The sequence below is a fragment of the Actinomadura sp. 6N118 genome, assembly GCF_044326415.1.
Lineage (GTDB): Bacteria > Actinomycetota > Actinomycetes > Streptosporangiales > Streptosporangiaceae > Spirillospora.
Genome location: NZ_JBIRAZ010000005.1, coordinates 123,442 through 144,884 on the forward strand (window position 1 = coordinate 123,442; position 21,443 = coordinate 144,884).

Annotated in this window: 19 protein-coding genes and 1 pseudogene; 12 read left to right on the forward strand and 8 right to left on the reverse strand. The window is 67.8% G+C overall.

Translation table 11 applies throughout. The annotated features are described in order from the left end of the window. Positions 1-285: 285 nt before the first annotated feature. On the reverse strand, positions 286-999 hold the full coding sequence (locus ACH34W_RS14130; protein WP_395961300.1) for a GntR family transcriptional regulator: 714 nt from the start codon (positions 997-999) through the stop codon (positions 286-288). 262 nt (positions 1,000-1,261) lie between these two features. Here ACH34W_RS14130 and ACH34W_RS14135 point away from each other — a divergent pair, with 262 nt between their 5' ends. The 9 genes from ACH34W_RS14135 to ACH34W_RS14175 all read left to right on the forward strand — a co-directional run bounded on the left by ACH34W_RS14135 (position 1,262) and on the right by ACH34W_RS14175 (position 11,527). After that, the gene (locus ACH34W_RS14135; RefSeq protein ID WP_395961301.1) at positions 1,262-2,935 is read left to right on the forward strand and encodes an ABC transporter substrate-binding protein; all 1,674 of its coding nucleotides are present in this window, start codon (positions 1,262-1,264) and stop codon (positions 2,933-2,935) included. A 3-nt stretch (positions 2,936-2,938) separates the two neighbouring features. Continuing rightward, the gene (gene otnK / locus ACH34W_RS14140; RefSeq protein ID WP_395961302.1) at positions 2,939-4,219 is read left to right on the forward strand and encodes a 3-oxo-tetronate kinase; all 1,281 of its coding nucleotides are present in this window, start codon (positions 2,939-2,941) and stop codon (positions 4,217-4,219) included. Further along, a complete protein-coding gene (locus ACH34W_RS14145; RefSeq protein ID WP_395961303.1) occupies positions 4,216-4,908 on the forward strand; it encodes a class II aldolase/adducin family protein in 693 nt (230 codons plus the stop codon). Before otnK ends, ACH34W_RS14145 begins: the two co-directional genes overlap by 4 nt. Then, a complete protein-coding gene (locus tag ACH34W_RS14150; protein ID WP_395961304.1) occupies positions 4,905-5,963 on the forward strand; it encodes an ABC transporter permease in 1,059 nt (352 codons plus the stop codon). Before ACH34W_RS14145 ends, ACH34W_RS14150 begins: the two co-directional genes overlap by 4 nt. Continuing rightward, a complete protein-coding gene (locus ACH34W_RS14155; protein WP_395961305.1) occupies positions 5,960-6,868 on the forward strand; it encodes an ABC transporter permease in 909 nt (302 codons plus the stop codon). The genes ACH34W_RS14150 and ACH34W_RS14155 overlap by 4 nt, the downstream gene beginning before the upstream one ends. After that, complete coding sequence (locus ACH34W_RS14160) at positions 6,868-8,688, forward strand: ABC transporter ATP-binding protein (RefSeq protein ID WP_395961306.1); 1,821 nt, start codon at positions 6,868-6,870, stop codon at positions 8,686-8,688. Before ACH34W_RS14155 ends, ACH34W_RS14160 begins: the two co-directional genes overlap by 1 nt. A gap of 133 nt (positions 8,689-8,821) precedes the next feature. Then, entirely contained in the window at positions 8,822-9,889 is a 1,068-nt protein-coding gene (locus tag ACH34W_RS14165; RefSeq protein WP_395961307.1) for an LLM class flavin-dependent oxidoreductase, read from the forward strand. Continuing rightward, the gene (locus tag ACH34W_RS14170; protein WP_395961308.1) at positions 9,886-10,926 is read left to right on the forward strand and encodes an alcohol dehydrogenase catalytic domain-containing protein; all 1,041 of its coding nucleotides are present in this window, start codon (positions 9,886-9,888) and stop codon (positions 10,924-10,926) included. Before ACH34W_RS14165 ends, ACH34W_RS14170 begins: the two co-directional genes overlap by 4 nt. 82 nt (positions 10,927-11,008) lie before the next feature. Next, a complete protein-coding gene (locus ACH34W_RS14175) occupies positions 11,009-11,527 on the forward strand; it encodes a flavin reductase family protein (protein ID WP_395961309.1) in 519 nt (172 codons plus the stop codon). A 24-nt stretch (positions 11,528-11,551) separates the two neighbouring features. Here ACH34W_RS14175 and ACH34W_RS14180 read toward each other — a convergent pair whose 3' ends face one another. Beyond that, positions 11,552-12,079 (reverse strand): hypothetical protein, encoded by a 528-nt coding sequence (locus tag ACH34W_RS14180; protein ID WP_395961310.1) that lies wholly within the window; start codon positions 12,077-12,079, stop codon positions 11,552-11,554. A 269-nt stretch (positions 12,080-12,348) separates the two neighbouring features. Continuing rightward, positions 12,349-12,987 carry a TetR/AcrR family transcriptional regulator gene (locus ACH34W_RS14185; RefSeq protein WP_395961311.1) on the reverse strand — a complete coding sequence of 213 codons (639 nt, stop codon included), beginning with the start codon at positions 12,985-12,987 and terminating at the stop codon, positions 12,349-12,351. Between the two features lie 66 nt (positions 12,988-13,053). On the opposite strand from ACH34W_RS14185, the gene ACH34W_RS14190 reads away from it, so the two are divergent. Then, positions 13,054-13,389: a hypothetical protein gene (locus ACH34W_RS14190; RefSeq protein WP_395961312.1), complete on the forward strand. Its 336-nt coding sequence runs from the start codon at positions 13,054-13,056 to the stop codon at positions 13,387-13,389. 85 nt (positions 13,390-13,474) lie between these two features. Here ACH34W_RS14190 and ACH34W_RS14195 read toward each other — a convergent pair whose 3' ends face one another. Then, entirely contained in the window at positions 13,475-14,125 is a 651-nt protein-coding gene (locus tag ACH34W_RS14195; RefSeq protein ID WP_395961313.1) for a TetR/AcrR family transcriptional regulator, read from the reverse strand. Positions 14,126-14,716: 591 nt separating this feature from the next. Here ACH34W_RS14195 and ACH34W_RS14200 point away from each other — a divergent pair. Beyond that, a complete protein-coding gene (locus tag ACH34W_RS14200) occupies positions 14,717-16,414 on the forward strand; it encodes an MFS transporter (RefSeq protein ID WP_395961314.1) in 1,698 nt (565 codons plus the stop codon). A 496-nt stretch (positions 16,415-16,910) separates the two neighbouring features. On the opposite strand, the gene ACH34W_RS14205 is transcribed toward ACH34W_RS14200, so the two are convergent. Together ACH34W_RS14205 and ACH34W_RS14210 are read right to left on the reverse strand one after the other, a co-directional pair. Further along, the gene (locus tag ACH34W_RS14205) at positions 16,911-17,960 is read right to left on the reverse strand and encodes an AMP-binding protein (protein ID WP_395961315.1); all 1,050 of its coding nucleotides are present in this window, start codon (positions 17,958-17,960) and stop codon (positions 16,911-16,913) included. A 125-nt stretch (positions 17,961-18,085) separates the two neighbouring features. Beyond that, positions 18,086-18,409: pseudogene (locus ACH34W_RS14210) on the reverse strand (acetoacetate--CoA ligase); the annotation flags it as partial. Here ACH34W_RS14210 and ACH34W_RS14215 point away from each other — a divergent pair. Continuing rightward, entirely contained in the window at positions 18,378-19,721 is a 1,344-nt protein-coding gene (locus ACH34W_RS14215; protein ID WP_395961316.1) for a PQQ-binding-like beta-propeller repeat protein, read from the forward strand. The pseudogene ACH34W_RS14210 and the gene ACH34W_RS14215 overlap by 32 nt on opposite strands. Positions 19,722-20,075: 354 nt before the next feature. Here the strand turns inward: ACH34W_RS14215 and ACH34W_RS14220 are convergent, their stop codons facing one another. Both ACH34W_RS14220 and ACH34W_RS14225 read right to left on the reverse strand, forming a co-directional pair. Further along, a complete protein-coding gene (locus tag ACH34W_RS14220) occupies positions 20,076-20,243 on the reverse strand; it encodes a hypothetical protein (RefSeq protein WP_395961317.1) in 168 nt (55 codons plus the stop codon). A 244-nt stretch (positions 20,244-20,487) separates the two neighbouring features. Beyond that, the gene (locus tag ACH34W_RS14225) at positions 20,488-21,213 is read right to left on the reverse strand and encodes a hypothetical protein (protein WP_395961318.1); all 726 of its coding nucleotides are present in this window, start codon (positions 21,211-21,213) and stop codon (positions 20,488-20,490) included. Positions 21,214-21,443 lie beyond the last annotated feature (230 nt).

Here is a 21,443-nt window from a genome sequence, read left to right on the forward strand (position 1 = left end):
GCAGCCGAGCACCCTTGGCTGAGCTGGCGGCGTGGATGCGGAGACGCCGAAGCCGCCGAGCGGCGGTGGCAGGTGAACGCTGCGGTGGCAGTGATGAACGCCAGGGAGGGTCGAGCCCGAGCCCAGAAGTCAGCGCCGCGGCGGGCGATGCGCCGTGCGCTGCCCGCCGTGCGCTGCCCGCCGGAATAACTCCGACGGTTCGTCAGGCAGCAGACGCTCTATGAGTGATGCGGCTGAACAGTACGGACTCCCACCAGGGAGGCGTAGTTCTACGCCTGAGGGGCTCTACTCCTGAGGGCTGAGGTGGCCGGAATACTGCTCAAGCGCCCGGAGTGCGTCGTCCTCCGAAGACGTCAGGTGATCGGAGAGCAGGCGTGTCGCGTGCGCGAGATTGCCGCTTTCCAAGGCCTCGAGCATGCCGAGGTGTTCCTGCGCCAGGCGCTGCCGATCCTTGTCCTTGAAGTCCTCGATGAGGAAGCACAGGCGGAGCTCGACCAGCAAGGCCTGATAGGCCCGCGACATGTGACTGCTGCCGAGTGCGTCGACAAGGGCCGCGTGGAACGCAAGGTCGGAGTCCCGCGTCTCCGTCCACTCCCTGTCACGGGAGGTGTCGAGCATCTCCTCGACGGCGCTTCGCGCTGGTGCCAGGGCCTCCTTGTCCCCGCAGATCGTCTTGACTGCCTCCAGTTCCAGGAGGCTGCGCATCCTGTAGCAGTCGCGGATCTCCTCCGGCGACAGGGTTCTCACGAACACGCCCCGGTTGGGCTCATGGCGCACGAGCCCTTCATGGCTGAGCGTGGACAGCGCGACGCGCATCGAGTGCCGGCTAACGCCGAACTGCGTGCACAGCACCGCTTCTCGAAGGACCTGGCCGGTGGGAACGTGGCCGTCGAAGATCTGTTCCCGCAGGGCGAGAACAACGGCCTCGACAGTCGACACCCGCCCCAGGGACATCTGCCCGCCCGAGCTGGGGCGCTGCCTGGCTGCATCCGAGAACATGGATCAACGATAGCCCATTGTCCGACGATCCAACTATTGACTGCGTCAATTCGATCTCCTCAGGGCCTGGAGTCGAAGCCCGCGATGGTAGCCCAGCCGGACTCAAGCTGACAAGCAGGCGTCGTGGCCCAGGTCCACCGCCCGGCATGTCGGCAGTGTTGCGGACCCTTGACCTCCGGAAACACCTCTTGACTCCCATAATGTCCAACGATAACTTCGTCCACACGTTGAATCGTCCAACAAGAAGGGCCCGGGTGGGGTCATGATCGCTCGGACAGAGCTCAGGCACGCAGCCACAGATTCACTCACCGGCCCGCAGATCTCCCGGCGAGGCTTTCTGGCAGGAGCGTCCGCGCTGGGAGGCGGCGCCGTACTGGCGGCCTGCTCACCGGGCGAGGGGCAACGAGGAGCGGCGGGAGCGACATCCGCGTTCCCGTCGGCCCTTCCCGGAGGCACTCCCAAACGGGGCGGCACGCTGACCATCGGCGTCACCGGTGGCGGTAACGCCGAGACCTTGTTCCCTGGTGGGGCGCAGGTGTACTCGGACTACTTCCGCTGCTACAGCCTCTACAACCTGCTGTTCTACCCGGGCAAGAACGTCACGCCGATTCAGCCGGGCCTCGCCGTGTCGGCGGAGTCCAACGCCGACGCGACGGTCTGGACGATCAAGCTGCGAGACGGCGTCGTCTGGCACGACGGCAAGGCCTTCACGGCCGCCGATGTCGTCTACAACCTCCAGCGCCTATGGCCTGATGAGCGCATCAACCTCGGGGCTGCCTACCTCAAGGGGATCATCGATCTCCCGAAGGTCAAGGCGGTCGACCGGCTCACGGTCCGGGTGCCGCTGACCCGGCCGGTCGCGGAGTTCCCGACGCTGCTCGTCTACGTCAACTTCCCGGTGCTGCCGGAGGGAGCCACGTCCAAGTCCGTGGCGGCCAAGCCCGTCGGCACGGGCGCCTTCCGGTACGTCTCGTTCACGCCCGGACGGGAGAGCGTGTTCGAGGCGAACCGCGACTACTGGGAAGAGGGCAAGCCGTACGTCGACCGGCTAGTGATCAACAGCTCCTTCACCGACAAGAACGCGCTGGTCAACGCACTGATCGGTGGACAGGTGAACGTGGTGCCGGGGATCGATCCGGTCGTGGCGCGCCAGCAGGCGAACGGCAAGCGGTTCCAGGTCATCCAGTCGGAGCTGGCCGCCAACGTCCCGCTCATCACGATGCGCGTCGACAAGGGACCGTTCGTCGACAACCGTGTCCGTCAGGCCTTCCGGCTGCTCTGCGACCGGAAGGGGCTTGTCAACGGTGCCCTGGCCGGTTTCGGAGTCCCGGGCAACGACCTGATCTCCGTTGGCAGCCAGCACTACGCCAAAGACATGGCCCGCCGGTTCGATCCCGACCGGGCCCGGTCGCTGTTCAAAGAGGCCGGCGTCGCCGGTAAGAGGTTCAGCCTGCAGACCTGGGCGGGGGGCGGAATCTGGGACTCCGCCGCAACGTTGTTCGCCCAGCAGGCGTCGGCCGCGGGAGTCGCCGTCGATGTCAACGTGACCAGCGGCGAGACCTACTTCACCCCGGCCGGCGGTGTGTACACCGGCTACTTCCGGCAGAACGTCACCGGCCCAATCGGTGTGTCCCTCACCGCGAGCTACCGGCTCTTCCTGTCGAAGTCCTCGCCGTTCCCGGACTCACACTGGGCTCAGCAGCCCGGCGGTGACCAGTACGAGGCGCTGCTGAACCAGGCGATCTCCGCAAAGGACCCGGCGAAGGCGGGCGCACTCTGGCGACAGGTGCAGCAGCTCCAGTTCGACCAGGGCGGGCTCATCGCCTGGGGGAACGTGCCCTACCTCGACGCTGCGGCGAACAACGTCCGTGGCCTGTCGACCGGGGCTGCGATGAGCTTCGACAGCTTCCGCATGTGCGACGGATGGATCGAGTAGACCGTGACACTCGGGATCATCGCCGATGACCTCACGGGCGCCACGGACGCGGCCAGTGCAGTCCGGCGCACCGGTCTGCGCGTCGCGCTGACCTTCGGGCCTCCGTCACCTGAGAACGCGCTCGACGTCGGTGCCGACGTGGTCGTGGCTGCACTGAAAATCAGGAGCCTGCCGGTCGCCGAGGCGGTCCAGGCCGTGCGGACCACGCTTACGGCGTTCGACGAGGCCGACGTGGAATGCGTCTACTACAAGTACTGCAGCACATTCGACTCGACGCCGACAGGGAACATCGGCCCGGTCGCCGACGAACTCCTGACCGCCCTGGGAAAGCGCGTGCTCCTGCACGTGCCCGGGTACCCCGTCAACGGTCGCACGGTCTACAACGGGCACCTGTTCGTCGACGGTGTCCTGCTGAACGAGTCACCGATGCGACACCACCCGCTCAACCCCATGAGCGACGCGCTTCTGAGTCGGGTTCTGGCACCGCAGACGCCGCATCAGATCGAGAATCTCGTCTTCGCCTTCCTCCACGTGGGCAGCGCCGCCAGCGAGACCGAGCTGCGTCGCCTCACTGCCGGCGACGTCCCCGTCCATGTCCTCTGCGACACCCTCACCAACGACCACGTCTCCATCCTCGCCGACCTGGCGACGCCCGAGAGGATGGCCGGTGGCGGCGCGCCGATGGCCGCCGCCGTCTGCGCTCATCGGATCGGCCGCCACGGTACGGACAGTCCCTCCGATGACGCCGCCGCGGGGATGCCACCCAGCGGACACGAGATCGTGATCGCCGGCAGCGCCTCCGCGGCGACCGCCCGCCAGATCGCTGCCTTTCCCGGCCCGGTGAAGCGGCTCTCGGCGGCGGCGCTCGCCGACGCGCGCACACCGGGGCACGTGCTCGCCTGGGCCAAGCAGCAACAGCACGACCAGCCCGCCCTCCCTGTCCTCGTCTCCTCTGACGCTGACCAGGGCGGCGTGACGCGCGGACCGGCGGAGCTCAACGGTCGTTCCGCCGCCGAGGTGGTGGAACGTGGCCTCGGTGAGATCGCCGCACGCCTCGTCGAGGCGGGGGCCCGACGCGTCGTCGTGGCCGGCGGCGAGACCTCTGGAGCGGTGGCCGGCGCGCTGGGGTTGTCGAGCGTCCGTGTCGGCGCGGAGATCTGCACCGGAGTGCCGTGGACCTTCACGCCCACCGACGATCTCGCCATCGCCTTCAAGTCCGGCAACTTCGGCCCGGACGACCTGTTCTCCAGGGCATTCGCCACGTTGAGGAGCATGCGCCCATGACCACCGTGCTGCCCCACGATGACATCACCGCTGTCGGAGCCGGCCTCAGCGCACGGGGCCTCACGCCCGGCAGCACCGGCAACATCAGTGTCCGCGCCGACGACGGAGGGGTGCGGATCACCCCCACCGGCGCCGTGCTGGGGGCGCTCGACCCCGCTGATGTGGCCGTCGTCGATGAACACGGACACCACACGGCGGGGCGGCCGCCCTCTAAGGAGTTGGGGTTGCACGACGTTCTCTACCGTGAACATCCCAGCTGCGCGGCGATCGTGCACGTGCACTCCTTGCATGCGGTCGCCGTGTCCTGCCTGGCGCGGCTTCAAGACGACGATCCCCTGCCGCGGCTCACGCCCTACTACGTCGCGAAGGTTCCCCAGCTGCGCCTGGTGCCTTACCACCGGCCCGGCAGCCTCGAGCTGGTCGCCGCGGTCGCCGCAGCGGCGCGACGATCCCGTTTCCTGTTGCTGCGCAACCACGGAACGATCGTCGCCGCCCCGAGCCTGCGGGAAGCCGCGGATGCCGTGGAGGAGATCGAGCAGACCGCGGCGCTCGCCCTGCTGCTCGACGGCCGGTGTGTGCAAACCGTCGGGTCGGACCGCGTCTCCGGCCAAAGGAGTCTCCAACTGGGCAGTCCTGACCTCTCCCCCGGCCACACTCCACTCGATGCCGAGGGGAGGGGATCCTGTTGACCGATCAGCTCACCGTCGGAAGCACGCAGCAGGCCGCGCCGGCCGAGCCCCGTACCGCAGCCGGGAAGCGGGCGAAGCACCCGGTCCTTTCCACCTTGGTACGACGAATCGTCTACGCCCTGGCGACCCTGTTCGTTGCCAGCATCCTGATCTTTCTGGCGACCAACGCGCTGCCGGGTGACGTCGCGCAAGTCGTCCTCGGCCGGGGTGCCAGCCCCGAGCGTCTCAGCACGCTCCGGCACGAACTTGGCCTCGACCAGCCGTTGGTCGTGCGCTACTTCGGCTGGCTCGGCGGCATCCTCCACGGAGACCTTGGCGACTCGGCAGTCGGGTTGGCCCAGTCCGCGCCCGATCCGCGCATCTCGTCGATGATCGGTGGTCCGCTGCTCAACAGCCTCGTTCTGGCGGCGATCGCCACCCTCCTGCTGATCCCGCTGTCGCTCGTCCTCGGGGTCTTCTCCGCGACGCGGGAGGGCCGCCCGGCGGATCAGATCGCCTCGTACGTCTCGCTGATCTTCGGCTGCCTACCCGAGTTCGTGCTCGGCACACTGCTCATCCTGATCTTCTCCAGGCAGCTCGGCCTTCTTCCCCCGGTCAACCTGCTGGCTCCCGGCCAGAACCCCTTGTCGAACCCGGCGGGTCTGGTGCTTCCCGTGCTGACGCTGCTCGGTGCGGCCCTGGCGTTCGCCGCGCGCCAAGTCCGGGCGGCGATGGCGATGACACTGCGGCAGGACTACGTTCTCATGGCCCGGCTGAACGGCCTCCACGAGCGCAAGGTCCGCCGACGCTATGCCCTGCGCAACGCCCTCGCCTCCACCGTGCAGAGTTATGCCCAGGCCATCCAGTACCTGTTCGGCGGAGTCATCGTCGTCGAAGCGCTGTTCTCCTACCCCGGGATCGGAACCCTCCTGGTGCAGGCGGTCACCCGGCGCGACACCCCGACCGTCGCCGGAATCGCGCTGATCCTGGCCGCGGCCTACATCGCGATCAACATCATCGCCGACATGCTCGTCGTCTCCCTCATCCCCAAGCTCCGGACGGGTGGCCACCGATGAGCGTTCCTCAATCCGACGAGCTGCGGCGGACACCTGCCATGGCGGCCCGACGCGGCCCGCAGACGGGCAAGCGGACGCGGATTCCCCGCTTCGCTCGGACCGTCCAGGGAGCCGGGGGCCTGATCCTGTTCGCCTTCGTGGTGCTGGTCGCCCTGATCGGCCCCTTGTTCGCCCCCTACCCGCTCGACCGCCCTGTCGGCATTCCGGGAAGCCCCGCGGCGCCGGGCGCACCGTTCGGACTCGACGAGCTCGGCCGGGACGTCCTCAGCCGGTTCCTCCACGGTGGCCTGCCGGTGCTGTCCCTGGCGATCGTCAGCATCGCGGCGGCCTATCTGCTGGGTGTGCAGCTCGGAATGATCGCGGGACTGAACCACGAAAGCCGGACCGACACGTTGATCATGCGGGTGGTCGATGTCCACATGGCGTTCCCGCCGCTACTCCTCCTGCTCGTGTTGATCTCCGGAAGCGGCACGTCACCGGTGGTCGTGGCGATCGGCATCGTCCTGGTCCTCTTCCCCGGAGTGGTGCGCATCGTCCGGTCGGCCACGCAGGAGGTCGCCACGACGGGCTTCGTCGACGCCGCGGTGGTGCGCGGTGAGCGGCCGCTGTCGATCATGTTCCGCGAGGTGCTGCCCAACATCGTCCAGACGGTTCTGGCCGACCTCGGCATCCGGTTCTCCAGCGCGATCGTGCTCGCCGCGAGCCTGAACTTCCTCGGCCTCGGCTCCCGCCCGCCCGCGGCGAACTGGGGGCTGATGGTGGCCGAGAACCGCACGGTGCTGGCCAGCAACATCTGGGCCGCCCTGCTGCCGGCGGCGATGCTCGCGGTCCTCATCATCGCGGTGAACCTCATCGCCGACGCCTACACCAAGACACTCGGCCGCTCGAAAGGAGCCGACTCCTGATGACCACACCGGCACTACGCGCCGAGAGCGTCAAAGTCCGGCTCACCTCCGGGGCAGAGATCGTGCGCGGCGTCGATCTGGAACTGCGACGAGGCGAGATCCTCGGGCTGGTCGGCGAATCCGGTTCCGGCAAGACCACTCTCGCCCGCGCCCTCATGGGGTATTCGTCCCCCGGCACGGTCATCTCCTCCGGGCGGCTGTGGATCGACGGCGAACCCGCCGCAATGGACGAGTCGCTGCGCAGACTGCGCGGATCGGCGATCTCCTACGTACCGCAGGACCCCGGGCGGGCACTCAACCCGGCTCTGCGCCTCGAGGACACCCTGCAGGACGTGATCCGCACCCATCGCGGCGCATGCGCGGACGACGCCGAGCTCGAACGCCACTTCGACGGCGTCGGCCTGCCCGGTTACGCCGGCTTCCGCCGGCGGCTCCCCCATCAGCTGTCCGGCGGCCAGCAGCAACGAGTCTGCCTCGCTACGGCTCTGACCTGCGACCCGCCCGTGGTCATCCTCGACGAACCCACCACCGGGCTCGACGTTGTCACCCAATCCAAGATCATCACCGAGCTCGCCCGGCTGCGCGACGAGCACCACGTCTCGATGATCTACGTGACACACGACCTCGCCGTCGTCGCGCAGATCGCCGACCGGGTGGCGGTGATGTACAACGGCCGTCTCGTGGAGCAGGGTCCCGCCCGCGAGATGCTGTCCCGGCCACGCCATCCCTACACCCGCGGGCTGCTGGCATCGACCCCCGATCATGTGACGCCGAGACATCTGAAGCCCATGGGCGGCGTCGCACCCGGGGTGGGAGACAAGACCAACGGATGTGCCTTCGCTCCTCGTTGTCCGCTGGTTGAGCCTGCCTGCGAGCATGACGTTCCCGACCTCACCTCGATCGACGCCGGGCACATCGTGCGATGCCGAAGGTGGACGCACACCGACGCGGCCGATCTCACGTTCCTCCGGCGGACTTCGAGCCCGGCCGAAGCCCGCCCGCTCGTGCTCGAAGTCCACGATCTGACGATCGAGTACCGCAACAAGGCCCAGGTGACCAGGGTCGCCACCGGCGTCTCCTTCGGGCTGCGCCGCGGATCCTGCGTCGCCCTCGTCGGCGAGTCCGGCAGCGGCAAGACATCGATTGCCCGAACCGTTAGCGGCCTCCTCGCACCCGCGTCCGGGGAGATCCGGCTCGATGGACGACCGCTGCCTCCACTGGCCCGCGCGCGCTCGGTGGAACAGCGCCGGCGAGTCCAGCTCGTGTTCCAGAACCCCGCCGATTCCCTCAATCCCCGGCGAACGGTCGCAGACCAGGTCAGCCGCCCGGCCGCGCTCCTGCGCGGCCTGAAGCGCTCAGAACTCGGCGCGGAGACCGACCGTCTCCTCGACGCCGTCCGCCTGCCCAGGCGGATCAAAGCTCGCTACCCCGGCGAGCTTTCCGGCGGCGAGCGGCAGCGCGTCGCCATCGCCCGAGCACTCGCCGCAGGACCGGAGGTCCTCGTCTGCGACGAGGTCACCTCCGCCTTGGACGTGTCAGTCCAGGCCGCGGTTCTCGACCTTCTCACCGCACTGCGTACCGAAAACGGCCTGAGTCTGCTGTTCATCACCCACGACCTCGGGGTGGTGTCCACCGTCGCTGACCAGGTGCTTGTCCTCGATCGCGGTACCGTGTGCGAAGAGGGCGCCGTCGAATCCATCCTGCGCTCCCCCACAGCGGCATACACGCGAGATCTGCTCGCCGCTGCCCCAAGCGTGTCCGCTCTCTTCGACAGCGGAACCGGCCCAGCCGCCACGGCCAAACCCGCAGGAGCGTCCTGACCCTCCTCGCGAGCACCGACTCCGGCGGCCATCGTCCACCCGCGACCTCCAGGCCCAAAACCAACCGACACGCCGCTGCCAGGCGGTGACGACCTCCGGCGGTCTCACCGGGGCCTGACAACAAGGAGAAAGCATGAAGTTCGGCATCTTCAGTCCGCCGTACGCGGACCCCACGTCCCCTCTCTGCGATGTGCAGGAGTGGAGCCTGCAGGTCGCTCGCTGGGGCGATGAGCTGGGCTTCGATGAGGTCTGGTTCGCCGAGCACTACACCACCGGCTGGCAGAACTCACCCGCACCCGAACTGCTCATCGCCGCCGCCGCCCGCGAGACCACGCAGATCACCCTCGCCGCCGGCGCCCACCTGGTCCCCTACAGCCACCCCGCCGCGCTCGCCTACCGGATCATGGCGCTGGACCACCTGACCAGGGGCCGCTACATCGCCGGAGTGGGAGCCGGGGCGTATCCGGCCGACCAGCGCCTGTTCCAGACCAGTAACAGGAACTCGGAGATGCTCACCGAGGGCCTGGAGATCATGAACAAGATCTGGCAGGGCGAGCCGTTCACGTTCGAGGGACAGTTCTGGACGGTGGACTTCCCCGAGTTCGACGACTTCCTGGCCGGGCCGGTACTGCGCCCCTTCCAGAGCCCGCACCCGCCGATCGCCATCGCCGGCAGCAGCGCCAAGTCCAAGAGCTTCCAGCTGGCCGGACGCAACGGCTACATCCCGCTGAGTTTCGCCAAGAGCGCCAGCCACCTCCACGAGCAGTGGGCCGGCTACGCGCAGGCGTGCATCGAGGGCGGCCACACCCCGGACCGCGCGAATTGGCGAGTGTGCCGCGAAGTGTTCGTCGCCGACACCGACGAGGAGGCCCGAAGGCTGGTCACCTCCGGATTCATGGGCCACTTCTACGACAAGGTCATGATCGACGTCTACCAGCGGGGCGGGGGTTCCCTCGCCCCTGGCGTCGCACCCGAGGACGTCACCGCAGAAATCCTCGCCCGCGACGTCTGGCTCGTCGGCTCGCCCGAGACGGTCGCCGAACGCCTGATCAACGAGTTCGAGCAGGCCCGTGGTTTCGGCACCCTGATCGCCTTTGACTTCGACTACCGATCCAACCCCGACGCCTACCGGCGTTCCCTCGAACTGCTCATCACCGAGGTCGGCCCCCGCGTCGCCCACCTGACCCTGGAGGGCCAGTGATCGCTTACCAGCTCCATGGAGAAAAGGACCTTCGACTGCAAGAGGTCCCGGTCCCCGAGGTCGGCCCCGAAGAGGTCAAGGTCCGAGTCGCCCACAACGGCATCTGCGGTAGCGACCTGCACTTCTACTACGCCAGTTCACGTAGTGGCTGGACCCGCCCGCGTGCCATCGGACACGAGTTTTCCGGAGTCGTCACCGAGGTCGGCTCCCAGGTGACCGACGTCTCGGTGGGCGACCGTGTGTGCGTCTACCCCATCGACAGCTGCGGACAGTGCAGCCAGTGCGAGTCCGACTACCCCGTGCTCTGCGAAGTCTTCGACAGGGCGGTGTCGACCATCGGGTGCGGCTCCCCCATCGGGGCACTCGCCGAGTTCGCCGTCGTACCGAGCCGGCTGATCATCCCGCTGCCCGACGAGCTCAGCCTCACCCAAGGCGCCCTGATCGAGCCGATCGCGGTGGCCACCACTGCGGTACAACGTGCGCAGCTGGACAAGGACAGCCACGTGGTCATCCTTGGTGGCGGACCGATCGGCATTGGCGTCGTGCTCGCGCTCGAAGCCCTCGGACTGCGCCAGTTTGTGGTTGTGGAGCCGTCCCCTTCCCGCCGTGTGGCCCTCCAGACGCTCACACAGGCCCGCATCATCGACCCCACCACCGAGGACGTCGCCGGGGCGGTACGTGCCTGGACCGACGGCCGGGGTGCCGATGTGGTCTTCGAATGCGCAGGCGTGCAGGCCAGCCTCGACTCCGGGTTCGCCGTGCTGCGCAAGCGCGGCAAGCTCGTGCTCATCGGACTGTTCGAGAAGGCCTACGAACTCCTCCCCAACCCCGTCGCGCTCAACGAGGTCACCATCGTCGGCCACAACGGGTCCACCGTGCACGCGTTTCACACCGTCATCCAGTGGATGGCCGAGGGCCGTGTCCCCACCGACTCCTGGGTGAAGCACATTCCGCTCGCCGACTCCATCGAAGCCGGGTTCGAGCCGCTACGGCGGGGTGAGGAGATCAAGATCCTCGTGGACATGCCCCAGGACTGACCCCACCCTGGCCGTCAAACCCGCAGGCGGCACGAGGGCGGCCGAGAGGCCGTCATGATCTAACAGGCAAGGAGTTTGCTCCATGACGCCGTCCTTGAGAACCGCCACGTCCGCCGATGGCGGACCAGACGTCGCCGCGCTGCGCGAAACCTACGGCAGTTTCCCCACAGGCGTGATCGCCTTGGCCGCTCTCCGGGACGGCGCACCCGTCGGCATCGCGGCCAGCTCGTTCACCTCCGTCTCGATGTCCCCGCCGCTGGTCTCGGTGTGCATTCAGCTCACCTCGACCACCTGGCCGCTTCTCGTCGACCGACCACGGCTGGGACTCTCGGTGCTGAGCTCTACTCAGGACCGCGCCTGCCGACAGCTCTCCGCCAAAACCGGAGACCGGTTCGCCGGTCTCAGCTGGGCCGCCGACGAAGACGGCGCCGTCCTTCTCGACGGCGCCGTGGCCTGGCTGAACTGCACGATCGATCAGACGGTCCGAGCAGGAGACCACGACGTGGTCCTGCTCCGAGTCCAGCGACATCTCACCCAGCCCGGTCCCCCACTGGTGTTTCACGCAAGCTCGTTCCACCAGCTACAGCCATGCGAACCCTGACCCGAACAGATCCGGCCTAACACTCTATGAAGGGACGAATATCGCGCCCCGAAAGATGACTGAGGACGAGCGGAGACAGTTACTTGGGAGGGTGTTATCCCTGAGCTGACGCCAGAGCAGTGGCTCAACGTCCAACACCCATAACAACAGCAAGCTGCAGTCGATCACTTGTTCAGCGTCTTGCACCGAGGGACAGCGCGATCGCGCTGGGTGACAGGCTCGGGGGCCGAGGATCGCCAGTGTGCAGTCGATCGCGGTCTCGGTGATGTCGTAGATGTCGCTGCCGTCCTCGAGGGTGACGGCGACGAGTTCGTTGAGGCCGCCCAGTAGCAAGATCGCTGTGTGCCGGGATGCCGGCTTGACGCCCGCCGCGCGGAGATCGGCCGTGTCGGTCAAAGCCCGGATCAAGACGACGAACCGCTCAAGCAACTCGCGCTGCACCCGGATCCCGTCGGTCCCCAACCTGGGTACCGCGCGTATCCAGCTCAACTCGATCGCAGGATCGGCCTCGATCCCCCTAAGCCAGGTCACCATCGCCTGCCGTATCTGCACGGACAGGTCTGCATGGCGAAGTGCACCTGCTGCAGTGGGGTGCACATAGCAGCCGCCCTTGCATTGGGCCTGGTCGGCAGTTCAGGACAGCGCAGGTAACATCCAGGTCATCCAGCCTGATCGCGGTCGGAGAACCAAACCACAACGCTGACATCTTTCCCGCGCTGATCTCAAGGCCCGCTCCACATGATCGTCGTGGACGTGGGTCACTACCGCCGTCGCGGCAGGAGAAGCAGCTCGCGCCCCTCAGTCTCACGAGTTCAGGATTGTCAGCCGGAAGCAGACGGCTGGCGCCCGCGTTCAGCCTCGACTCGGATTCCGGAGATGAGCAGTCCGAGCCCGTATCGAAATTGGTCTTCGGATCCCGTCACCGGAAGCGCGTCACCCGGCGGCGCGCCTGGCAGCGTGGAGATCACGGCCCGTAGCTCGTGCCAGCGTGCGTCGGGTTCCCCGGCCCGTACGCTCATTGCGAGTGCGGCCGCCAGGTAGGCGATGAGTGCCTGCGCCGCCCGTACCACGTCCTCCGGTGGCAGGCCCGCTTCTGCGAGGGCTCCGATGATGGCCACGGCGAGTCTGCGCCCGTGGCTCTGCAGTGGCGGGCGTCCTGCGACGTGTGCGGCGATGCCCGGATGGCGCAGCGCCGCCGACCGGATCGACACCAGGACGGTGACGAGCCGCGTCTCCCACGCCTCGCCCCGGTCGGGGTCGGGCACGTCGGCCAGAGCCAGGTCGGCGACGGCGTCGAGCAGCGTCTGGCGGTTGGGGAAGTGCCGGTAGAGGGCCATCGGATCGCAGCCGAGTTCGGCGGCGATGCGGCGCATCGTCATCGCCTCGGCGCCCTCGCGGTCGCCGAGTTCGAGGGCGGCGGCGGCGATGGCGTCGGTGGTCAGCGGAGCGCGTGGTGGCATGCGTCCATCCTGCCAGGGTTGTCTACGCCGTAGACAACCCGGTGGCCGCCTGTCTACGCTGTAGACATGACGACGCTCAAGATCGGACGTGGCGCAGCCGTCCCGCTCAGTCTCGGCACCTTCACTTTCCTCTTCCTGAACGACTCCTGGCGTGCCGACAACCTCTTCCTGGTCCCCGACCTGATCCTGTGCACGGCGCTGCTCGTCGCCGCTGCGCTGCCAGACCGCATGGCCGCTCCGGCGCTCCTTGCCGCCTACTGTTTCGCCACGGGCGTGCTCGTGACCTCCGTGGCGTCCTACGCCGTCGACGGCCGGATCGGCATCGGCAGCCTCATCGGCGCGTCCGGGGCGCTGATCATGACCGCGGCGTTCCTACGCGCCGGGCAAGCGAAACAGGCGTGACCATCCACCGGCGGGGTGGTCGTTACACCTACCAACTGGTCGAACCGCCCACCGCCGGCCACGATCGCCGGCCCTTGAATTCCGATCAAGTGCTCGACAGGTTTCCCGCAGCCAGGTCACGCGGTACGGCCACCATCTCCACACGCCCACGGGCCAGCGCCACCGTGGAGGAGATCAAAGCCTGCAGACACGAAAGTTCTGCCTCGTCATCGGGAAGCGTCAGGCGCTGCTGCATCAACCCATCGAACCCGGCGAGGAAAAACCGGGCTATCAACTGTGCAGGCTGGGCGAGCTGCTGCCCAGTGCGCTCGGCCGCGTCGGCCACAAGACTCGCTGTCACACTCATCACGCCGAGATTGTGCACTTCAAGGGCCTCGCGGAGGTGGGGCGAGCGGAGCGCGAACATGGTCAGTTCAGTCAGCAGTTGATAGCTTCTCGGCTCGTCACGCACCGTGCGCCACAGCGCAGAAGCCAGTACCCCGACTGTCTCCTCGAAGCCCGCGTCGGCTGGCGCGCTCTGCCGCACCTGATCCACCAGCCCCTGAGTCAGGTGCTCGATGACGGCACGGTACAAGTCCTCCTTCGTACCAAAGGTGTAGTGCACCGTGGCCTGCGCGACGCCGAGTTCGGCGGCGATCGCACGTGTGCTTCCGGCAGCGACCCCTTCTCTGGCCATGAGGTCGATCGCCGCTTTGATCAGCTGGGGACGGCGCTCGGCCGCTGAGACATGAGCCATGCACTTAACATACCGACTTGATCCCCCGAAGAAGTCACTCGAACAAGTCGCATCTTCGCAGGTCGGCGCAGCCCTCGCCCCCCAGCAGCCGCCCATGGGCGCGCTCCACAGTCGTTCACACACGACTCGCTTCTGCAACTCGGTTGAAATTCAAGAGAACCTTTTCAAGAACTGACACCAAGTGATCAGTGCGGCCAACACCCGCGAGCCAGATACTCAGCACCCAATTCGCGATGCGCACGCACGAGACAGATCACCCCGAGCGACACAGGCCACGTCCAGAACCGGGCTGCGCCACGCCCGACCGGACCGCTCGGCCCAAGGGAAAGCGTGCGCGGCTGAGGTCGCCGCATGCACAAGCGCTTGCAGCACAAAGTGCGGGCCGCCGAATTTCAGCGCAGGCAGGCCTCACTCCGAGCGACCCATCTCACAGTCGCACCCCAGGCAGTCTCGTTCGAACGACTTTGTCGAGTGATAAAGTCGGTCGAACGGAATCGCCTTGCACCCCCGCAATCGGCGGCTCCTCCTGTCGCTCCGTGCCTGTCCGCAGGGCTACACCGTCCGAGGAAGGACCCTCCCCATGCGTCTGTTGTGAACGAACCGGTCGAGAGGCTGGACCGGCCCTATGCCCAGCGCTGGTGGGCGCTGGGCGTGCTCTGCCTGAGCCTGCTGATGATCCTGATGGCCAACACCGCGCTCACGGTCGCGGCCCCCTCCATGACCCAGGACCTCGGCTTGTCCAGCACAGGCCTGCAGTGGGTGATCGACGGTTACACGGTCCCGTACGCCGCGCTGATGCTGCTGTTCGCCGCGATCGGCGACAAGTACAGTCGGCGCGGGGCGCTCGTCCTCGGGCTCGTCATCTTCGGCGCCGGAGCGATATCGGGCTCACTCGTCGACAGCGCAGCAGGTGTCATCACCGCCCGCGCCGCCATGGGCGTCGGCGCGGCGCTCATCATGCCCGCCACGCTCTCGCTCCTCGTCGCCACCTTCCCGCGCGCCGAACGGGCCAAGGCGATCACCCTCTGGTCGGCCACCGCTGGTTTCGCGATCGCAGCCGGACCGCTGGTCGCAGGCACGCTCCTGAAAAGTGACAGCTGGCAGTCGACATTTCTGATCAACATTCCCGTGATCGCCCTCGCCATCGTGGGCGCCTTCGCCGTCGTTCCGCCGTCCAAGGCCACGCACATCGACCGGATCGACTATGTCGGCGGGCTCCTGTCGGTGGTGTGGATCGCCGCACTGGTCTTCACCTTGATCGAGGTGCCGCACGGCTGGAACGCGCAGTCGATCACAGGTGCGGGCGTCGCGGGAGCGGGGCTTTCGGCGTTCGTTCTCTGGGAGCTGCGCCACCCGTACCCCCTGCTCAACCTGCGCCGCTTCGCCGATCGCGCATTCACCGGCTCCAACGTCGCCGTCGTGCTGTTCTACCTCGTGGTCTTCGGCGCCTTCTTCTACCTCACACAGCACCTGCAGTTCGTCCTGCGATTCGACGCGTTCGAGACCGGGGTCCGCATGCTGCCACTCGCCGGTGCGGTCTTCGTCGGCTCAGCGCTGACCGGCTACCTCACCCCGCGCGTCGGCATGAAGGCCACGATCTTGGCGGGCATGGCAGGCGGAACGGCGGCGCTCGCACTGCTCACCCAGGTCGACACCTCGTCGTCGTACGGCGATTTCGTCGCGCCCCTCATCATCCTCGGGCTCTCGATCGGCCTGGCGCTCTCGCCGTGCACGGACGCCATCGTCGGCGCGTTCCCGGAGAAGGAGCTGGGCGTGGGCAGCGCGGTCAACGACACCTCGACGGAACTGGGAGGGGCGATCGGCATCGCCATCCTCGGCTCGCTGCTGTCGACTTCGTACTCATCGAACCTGTCGGACGCCACCGCAGGCAGCAAGCTCCCGGCCGAGGGGTTGAGCCAGGCACAGGAATCGGTCGGCGCTGGCTACGGGGTCGCCGAAGGCATCGGCGACCACGCACGCAAGCTCGCCGAAGAGGCAGCGAACGCGGGCAGCACCGAGCACGCCGCACAGCTGAAGGCACAGGCCAGCGAACTCGCCCACGGAGCCCACCAGATGGCGCACGCGGCTAGCTCGTCCTTCGCCGACGCCGTGGCCCACACCAGTCTCGTGGGTGCGGTGATCCTCGGCGTGGGCACGGTGGCGGTTGCCCTCTTGCTACCGGGCAAGAGCCGTACGGCAAAGACAGGACCGGACACCGCAGCTGAGCCCGAAACTGGCGCCTCAACCACCCTGGAAAAGGAGCCCGAGCTTCTAGGCCCCAAGCGGTAGCGGGGGCCGACGGCCACGCAATGCCCCGTTGGCGGTGGCACGCAGGCAATCGCCAAGTGTGGCGAGTCTCAAAGGACTCTGTCCGTGCGCCACCCCTGGTGGCCGGCGTGGCCCCCCTCAGCCGGGCGCGGTCGGTTGGGATGCGGTGGCGACCGCAGAGCGGTGCGCGAGGTGCTGGCCTCACGCACATGGGACGACCTGTGGAGGAGGGCGGCGGTCCGGCACCGGGCCGGACACCCTTCTCAGGGGTGATGTGCTGGAACGAGCATGCGGCCGTTGGCCTGTCACCCGACCTGATGGAGGCTCTGCCAATGGATGACGACGCTGTGATGAAGGAGGCCGAGGCAATCGGGGGCTGCGGCATGGGAGCTCAACTGCGCGCCGATGGTGCCGGGACGGCCCTGGGCTCGGGCCGCCCCGCCAGGTCATCCGGAAGATCATCAGCGGTACGAGTAGCAACAAAGCAGGGCCGGGCGGGCGTAGCCGGCGACGGTAGTTAGGTTGTGGACTGCAAGGTCACTTCGGGTTTTCTGCGGATGGTGTGGCCGTAATGGGCGTACCAGCTCAGCGCGTCCTGGTGTGTGACGGCGCCGGCGGAGGCGACCTGTGCCGGCGGTCTGCCCTGCAGGATGCGTTTGATCGGTACTTCCACTTTCTTGCCGGTGAGGGTACGGGGGACGGCAGGCGCGGCGACGATGTCGTCGGCCACATGGCGGGGTGAGAGCTCGGTGCGGATCGCGGCGAGGATCCGGCCGCGCAGGGTGTCGTCGAGTCGGTTGTTTTCGGCAAGTACGACGAATAGTGGCATCGCATATCGGCCGTCGGGGAGTTCGGCGCCGATGACGAGGCTGTCGGTGATCTCGGGGAGGCGTTCCACCACGGCGTAGATGTCGGCGGAGCCCATGCGCACGCCCATGCGGTTGAGGGTGGAGTCGGAACGGCCGGCCACGACGATGCTGAGGTCGTCGTGCACGGTGATCCAGTCGCCGTGCCGCCATACGCCGGGGTAGGTGTCGAAGTAGCTGGCGTGATACCGCTGCCCCTGCGGATCGGCCACGAGCCGCAGGGGCATCGAGGGCATAGGCTCGGTGACGACCAGTTCGCCTTGCTGCCCGGTGAGCGGCTGCCCTGCTGGGTCCCAGGAGGCCAGTGCAACACCGAGTGCTGGAGCGGGGATACGTCCGGTGTGAACCGGCAAACCGGCGGCCGCGCCGGCCAGGGCGGAGCAGATGTCGGTGCCGCCGCACACCGCCTGCAGCCACACCTCCGGGGACACGTGTGAATAGACCCATCGCCACGCCGAGGGTGGAAGGGTGGAGCCGGTTTGCAGGATCGAGCGCAGCCGGCTCAGCCCAACTTCGGCTTGGGACTCGGCGTTGGCTTGCGCACCCGCCATCAGATAGCCGGCGCCCACTCCGACCACGGTTGCCCGGGTTCGTTCGGCGATGCGCCAAGCACCGCTGACGTCGGGAAAGGTGGGGCTGCCGTCGTAGAGCACGATGGTCGCGCCGTGCAAGAGGCCACCGATGAGGTAGTTCCACACCATCCAGCTTGTCGAGGTGAGGAACAGGAACCGGTCGGATGGGCGCAGGTCAGCCCCAGGCCGAGGGATTTCAGCAGTTCCACGACGATGCCGCCGTGCCCGTGGACGATGCCCTTGGGCACCCCGGTCGTGCCGAAGGACCACAGCACCCACAGCGGGTGGTCGAATGCGACGTCGGCGAATTCGATCTGCGCGTCGGCCGCGATCGCTGGCCAGTCGTGCGCCGTCACACCGGCGTGCACCGGCCACGGGCCGGTGGTGCGGCGCCGGACCGTGAGCAAGTGCCGCACGGTGGGCAGGCCGTCCACCAGCTCGGCCGCCTGTGCGCGGCGGTCGAACGCCTTGCCGCCATAGGTGTAGCCGTCCGCGGCGATCAAGACGACCGGGGCGACCTGGCGGAACCGGGCCAGCACGCTGGCAATGCCGAAGTCGGGTGAGCACGCGGTCCACACCGCGCCGACCGTCGCGGTGGGCTACTCATTTACAGGGGAGCTGCTCCTGCTCGATCTGGCGGCAGGCACGGTCACCTCGCTCCTGCCGCATCCGCGGCAGGTCCGGTCCCTGGCGTGGCGGGACGCCCGGACGCTGGACTTCGTCCTCGCGCCTCCCGACGACTGGGAGAACCCGCAGGCCCACACCCAGGGGCACCCGTGCACCGCCGTCCGCGACGACTGGATGGCACCGGCCGCGTTGCGCCCGCAGGAGACCGCGGCGCCGGCTGCGCCGTTCTCACCGGCGCCGGACCGCCGCCCGCCCGAGGAAATTCTTGACGACCTGTCGGGCGGCCGCCGGGAGCCGCGGCGCCAGGTCTGGGCCGTGGAACCGCTGCCCGACGGCCAGATCCTGGCGGCGTCCGAGCGGATCGCCTTGGAATGCTGGGAGCCATCGGGGCGGCGCGCGTTCACCGTGCCGGACGCGGCAGGCGGCCGGCAGATCCAGGTGATGCCCGACGGCGGATCGGCGTGGGTCGTGCTGAACTCCCAGACCCGGCGCACCCAGGACGGTTGGGAGCGCAGCTCCGGGTCGGCCGCCCGCTTCTCCCTTGCCGACGGTGCCCGCACGACCGTCCTCACGCCGGGCTTCTCCCTCGCGCTGGCCGCCCGGGCGGACGGCTGGCTGGCACTGCGCGACGTCGACTTCACCTCGACCGTCCACGAAACGCTGCTGGTCTCCCCGAGCGGAGAGGAGTCCGGGCGGGTACGGCTGGGCAAGTTCGACCTGTTCAACCACCCGTTCACGGTCCGGCACAGCCCCGAGCTGTTCTTCCTGCGAGGCGAAGGGCGCGGGGACGTCGAGGGGAAGCGGGTCGCCCGGCTCGATCCGCTGACGCACGCTGTCACAGATCTGTTCCCACTGGAATGGGACAGCGCCCGCGACGGCCACCTGTTCGGCGGCCCAGTCGCCTACATTTGCGACGCGGCGGGCGAGGCGCTCGTCCACGGCGGGGCTGTCCACAACGGACGGGGCCTCCTGCCGGGCAACGCCTTCGTCGTCCGCCGAGCCCTCCCCGGCGGCAGCCCCACGTGGGTCTTCACCACCGACCACAATGTGACCTCCCTGGACGTCGCGGACGGCACCGTCTACGCCGCCTTCACCTCCGGGACGGTCGTGGCGCTCGACGCCATCACCGGCGCGACGCGCTGGAGCCACCCACTCCGTGTCGGCGCCAACCCGGCGATCGCGCTGTCGCTCACCGCGCCGTCCCCCGGCCGTGTCGTCCTAGGGACGACAGACGGCCGGATCCTTGATTGCGCGGTGCCCTGACCCGCTCAGGTGGGTCGCGCCGTACGGCATGCGGCGCCCCGACGCCAACCGCGACCAACTCCGCCGGTTCATCACGCCAAGCCACCTGGCCGGGGCCGAGATCCCGCCGACCCGCAGTGGGTGCGCAACCTGGAGTCGAACTTCCGCACTGGCATGGGAGACCGCTCCCTGCTGACCTACGGGGACCGGCCGCTGTCGGGTGTCGACCTGGCCACGAGCAACCTTGTTCAAGATCATCCGTGATGCGCTCGGAATGTCGCTCGCGTGCACGCTTCAGGACGACGCTGCCACGCCGAGATAACGCCGTTTGTCTCGGCACCGATCTGCTTGGGCCCGGGGGGTGGGGGCCGGGACTCAGCGATCCTCCGCAAGCGCCTCCTGCGAGGCTGCCAGCCGATTGACCGCCGAGGCGAGCGAAAGGATCGCGAGTACCTGCGCGTCTTCGGCGCGCCCGTCCGCCAGGGCGTTCAAGGCGGAGTTCTCATGGGAGCCGGGGCCGACCATCAGGTCGTCGTCGCTCATTTTGGGTGAACCTCTCTGTCCGGGGGGATCTCCAGCTCTCAGGAGAGCATGCGATCACGACAGGATGGCTCCAAGAGATCGCCCGACGTGTCCGGGGGGTCCTTCGCGGCTTTCGTCACGCTCGGCTGTGGGAGCGGGTGCGCCGCGCGCACGTCGGTTGGTCAGGTCCGCGCGGCTCCTGACGGCGCTGGGCGGCGGGTGTTCCCTCCTCAGCCGGGCGCCCTCGGTCGACTACCCAGGCAACTCATGTCTTCTTGTGGATGTGGCCACTGGTGAACCACTGCACCACAGTGGCCGCCGTGTGCACGGCCATTCGAGCAGCTTCGAGTGAGGCTGCCTTCATCTCAGGGCCAGCATGCCGGTCTCGCTGCCCCCACCACAGCAGATCAATCATGGCGATCACGGCGGCGGAGGAGGCCGCCTGGCCGTCCCGGTCATCAATGGAGACGGTCCATTTGTCTGCAGTGGCCTTCAACTGTCCAAGGACCCTCCCAAGGGTCGCGTCCCTGTCTTTGGGCAGGACCTCCGGGATGGTGATCGCTTCGACGGCCTTCACCGCCTCGCTGTAGGCCCGTGTCGGATCGGGCTGCACCCCATAGGCCGCGTTCCATGCCCAACGCAGATGCTCACTTGCATCGCTCCTGGCGTCACCGATGGTCGTGTTCACAGCCTCGACCACTGTCTGGTCCACGCGCTCCGTCAGCCTGTCTGGCCTGCCGATGCTGACCTGCCACGCGGATCCGCCGGCCTCAAGAATGTCTATGAGTTTGGCGATCTGTCCTATCCACCATGTCCGCGCCCCTTGATCTTCGTAGCTTTCAATCGAGAGGGTCCACGCATGGAGATGCAGGGTGGCGTCGATGGCCTCCAGGAGGTCGTCTCCCTCCAGCAGGACCTCCAACTTCCCTTGGCCGCGACGGACGATCTCCGTCTTTCGGAGCTTCAACTGCAGATTGGTGATGGTCTCCACGTACCGAGTGCCAGCATCACCTCATACAGCCACGTACGCAGTGGCCCAAGGAGGTAGGGAGGCGTGCCCTCCGCCAAAGCACGTTCGCCGGTCTCACCGGCCAGCCGCTCATGCAGTGGACGCCAGGGGCGAGTTTCTTCGATCACTCGACAAGGTTAGGGAGCTTCTCACCCGACTTCTCCTCATTTGCACGACTGACCAGTGAGTCTCGTCCGCGATCAGGCAGAAAG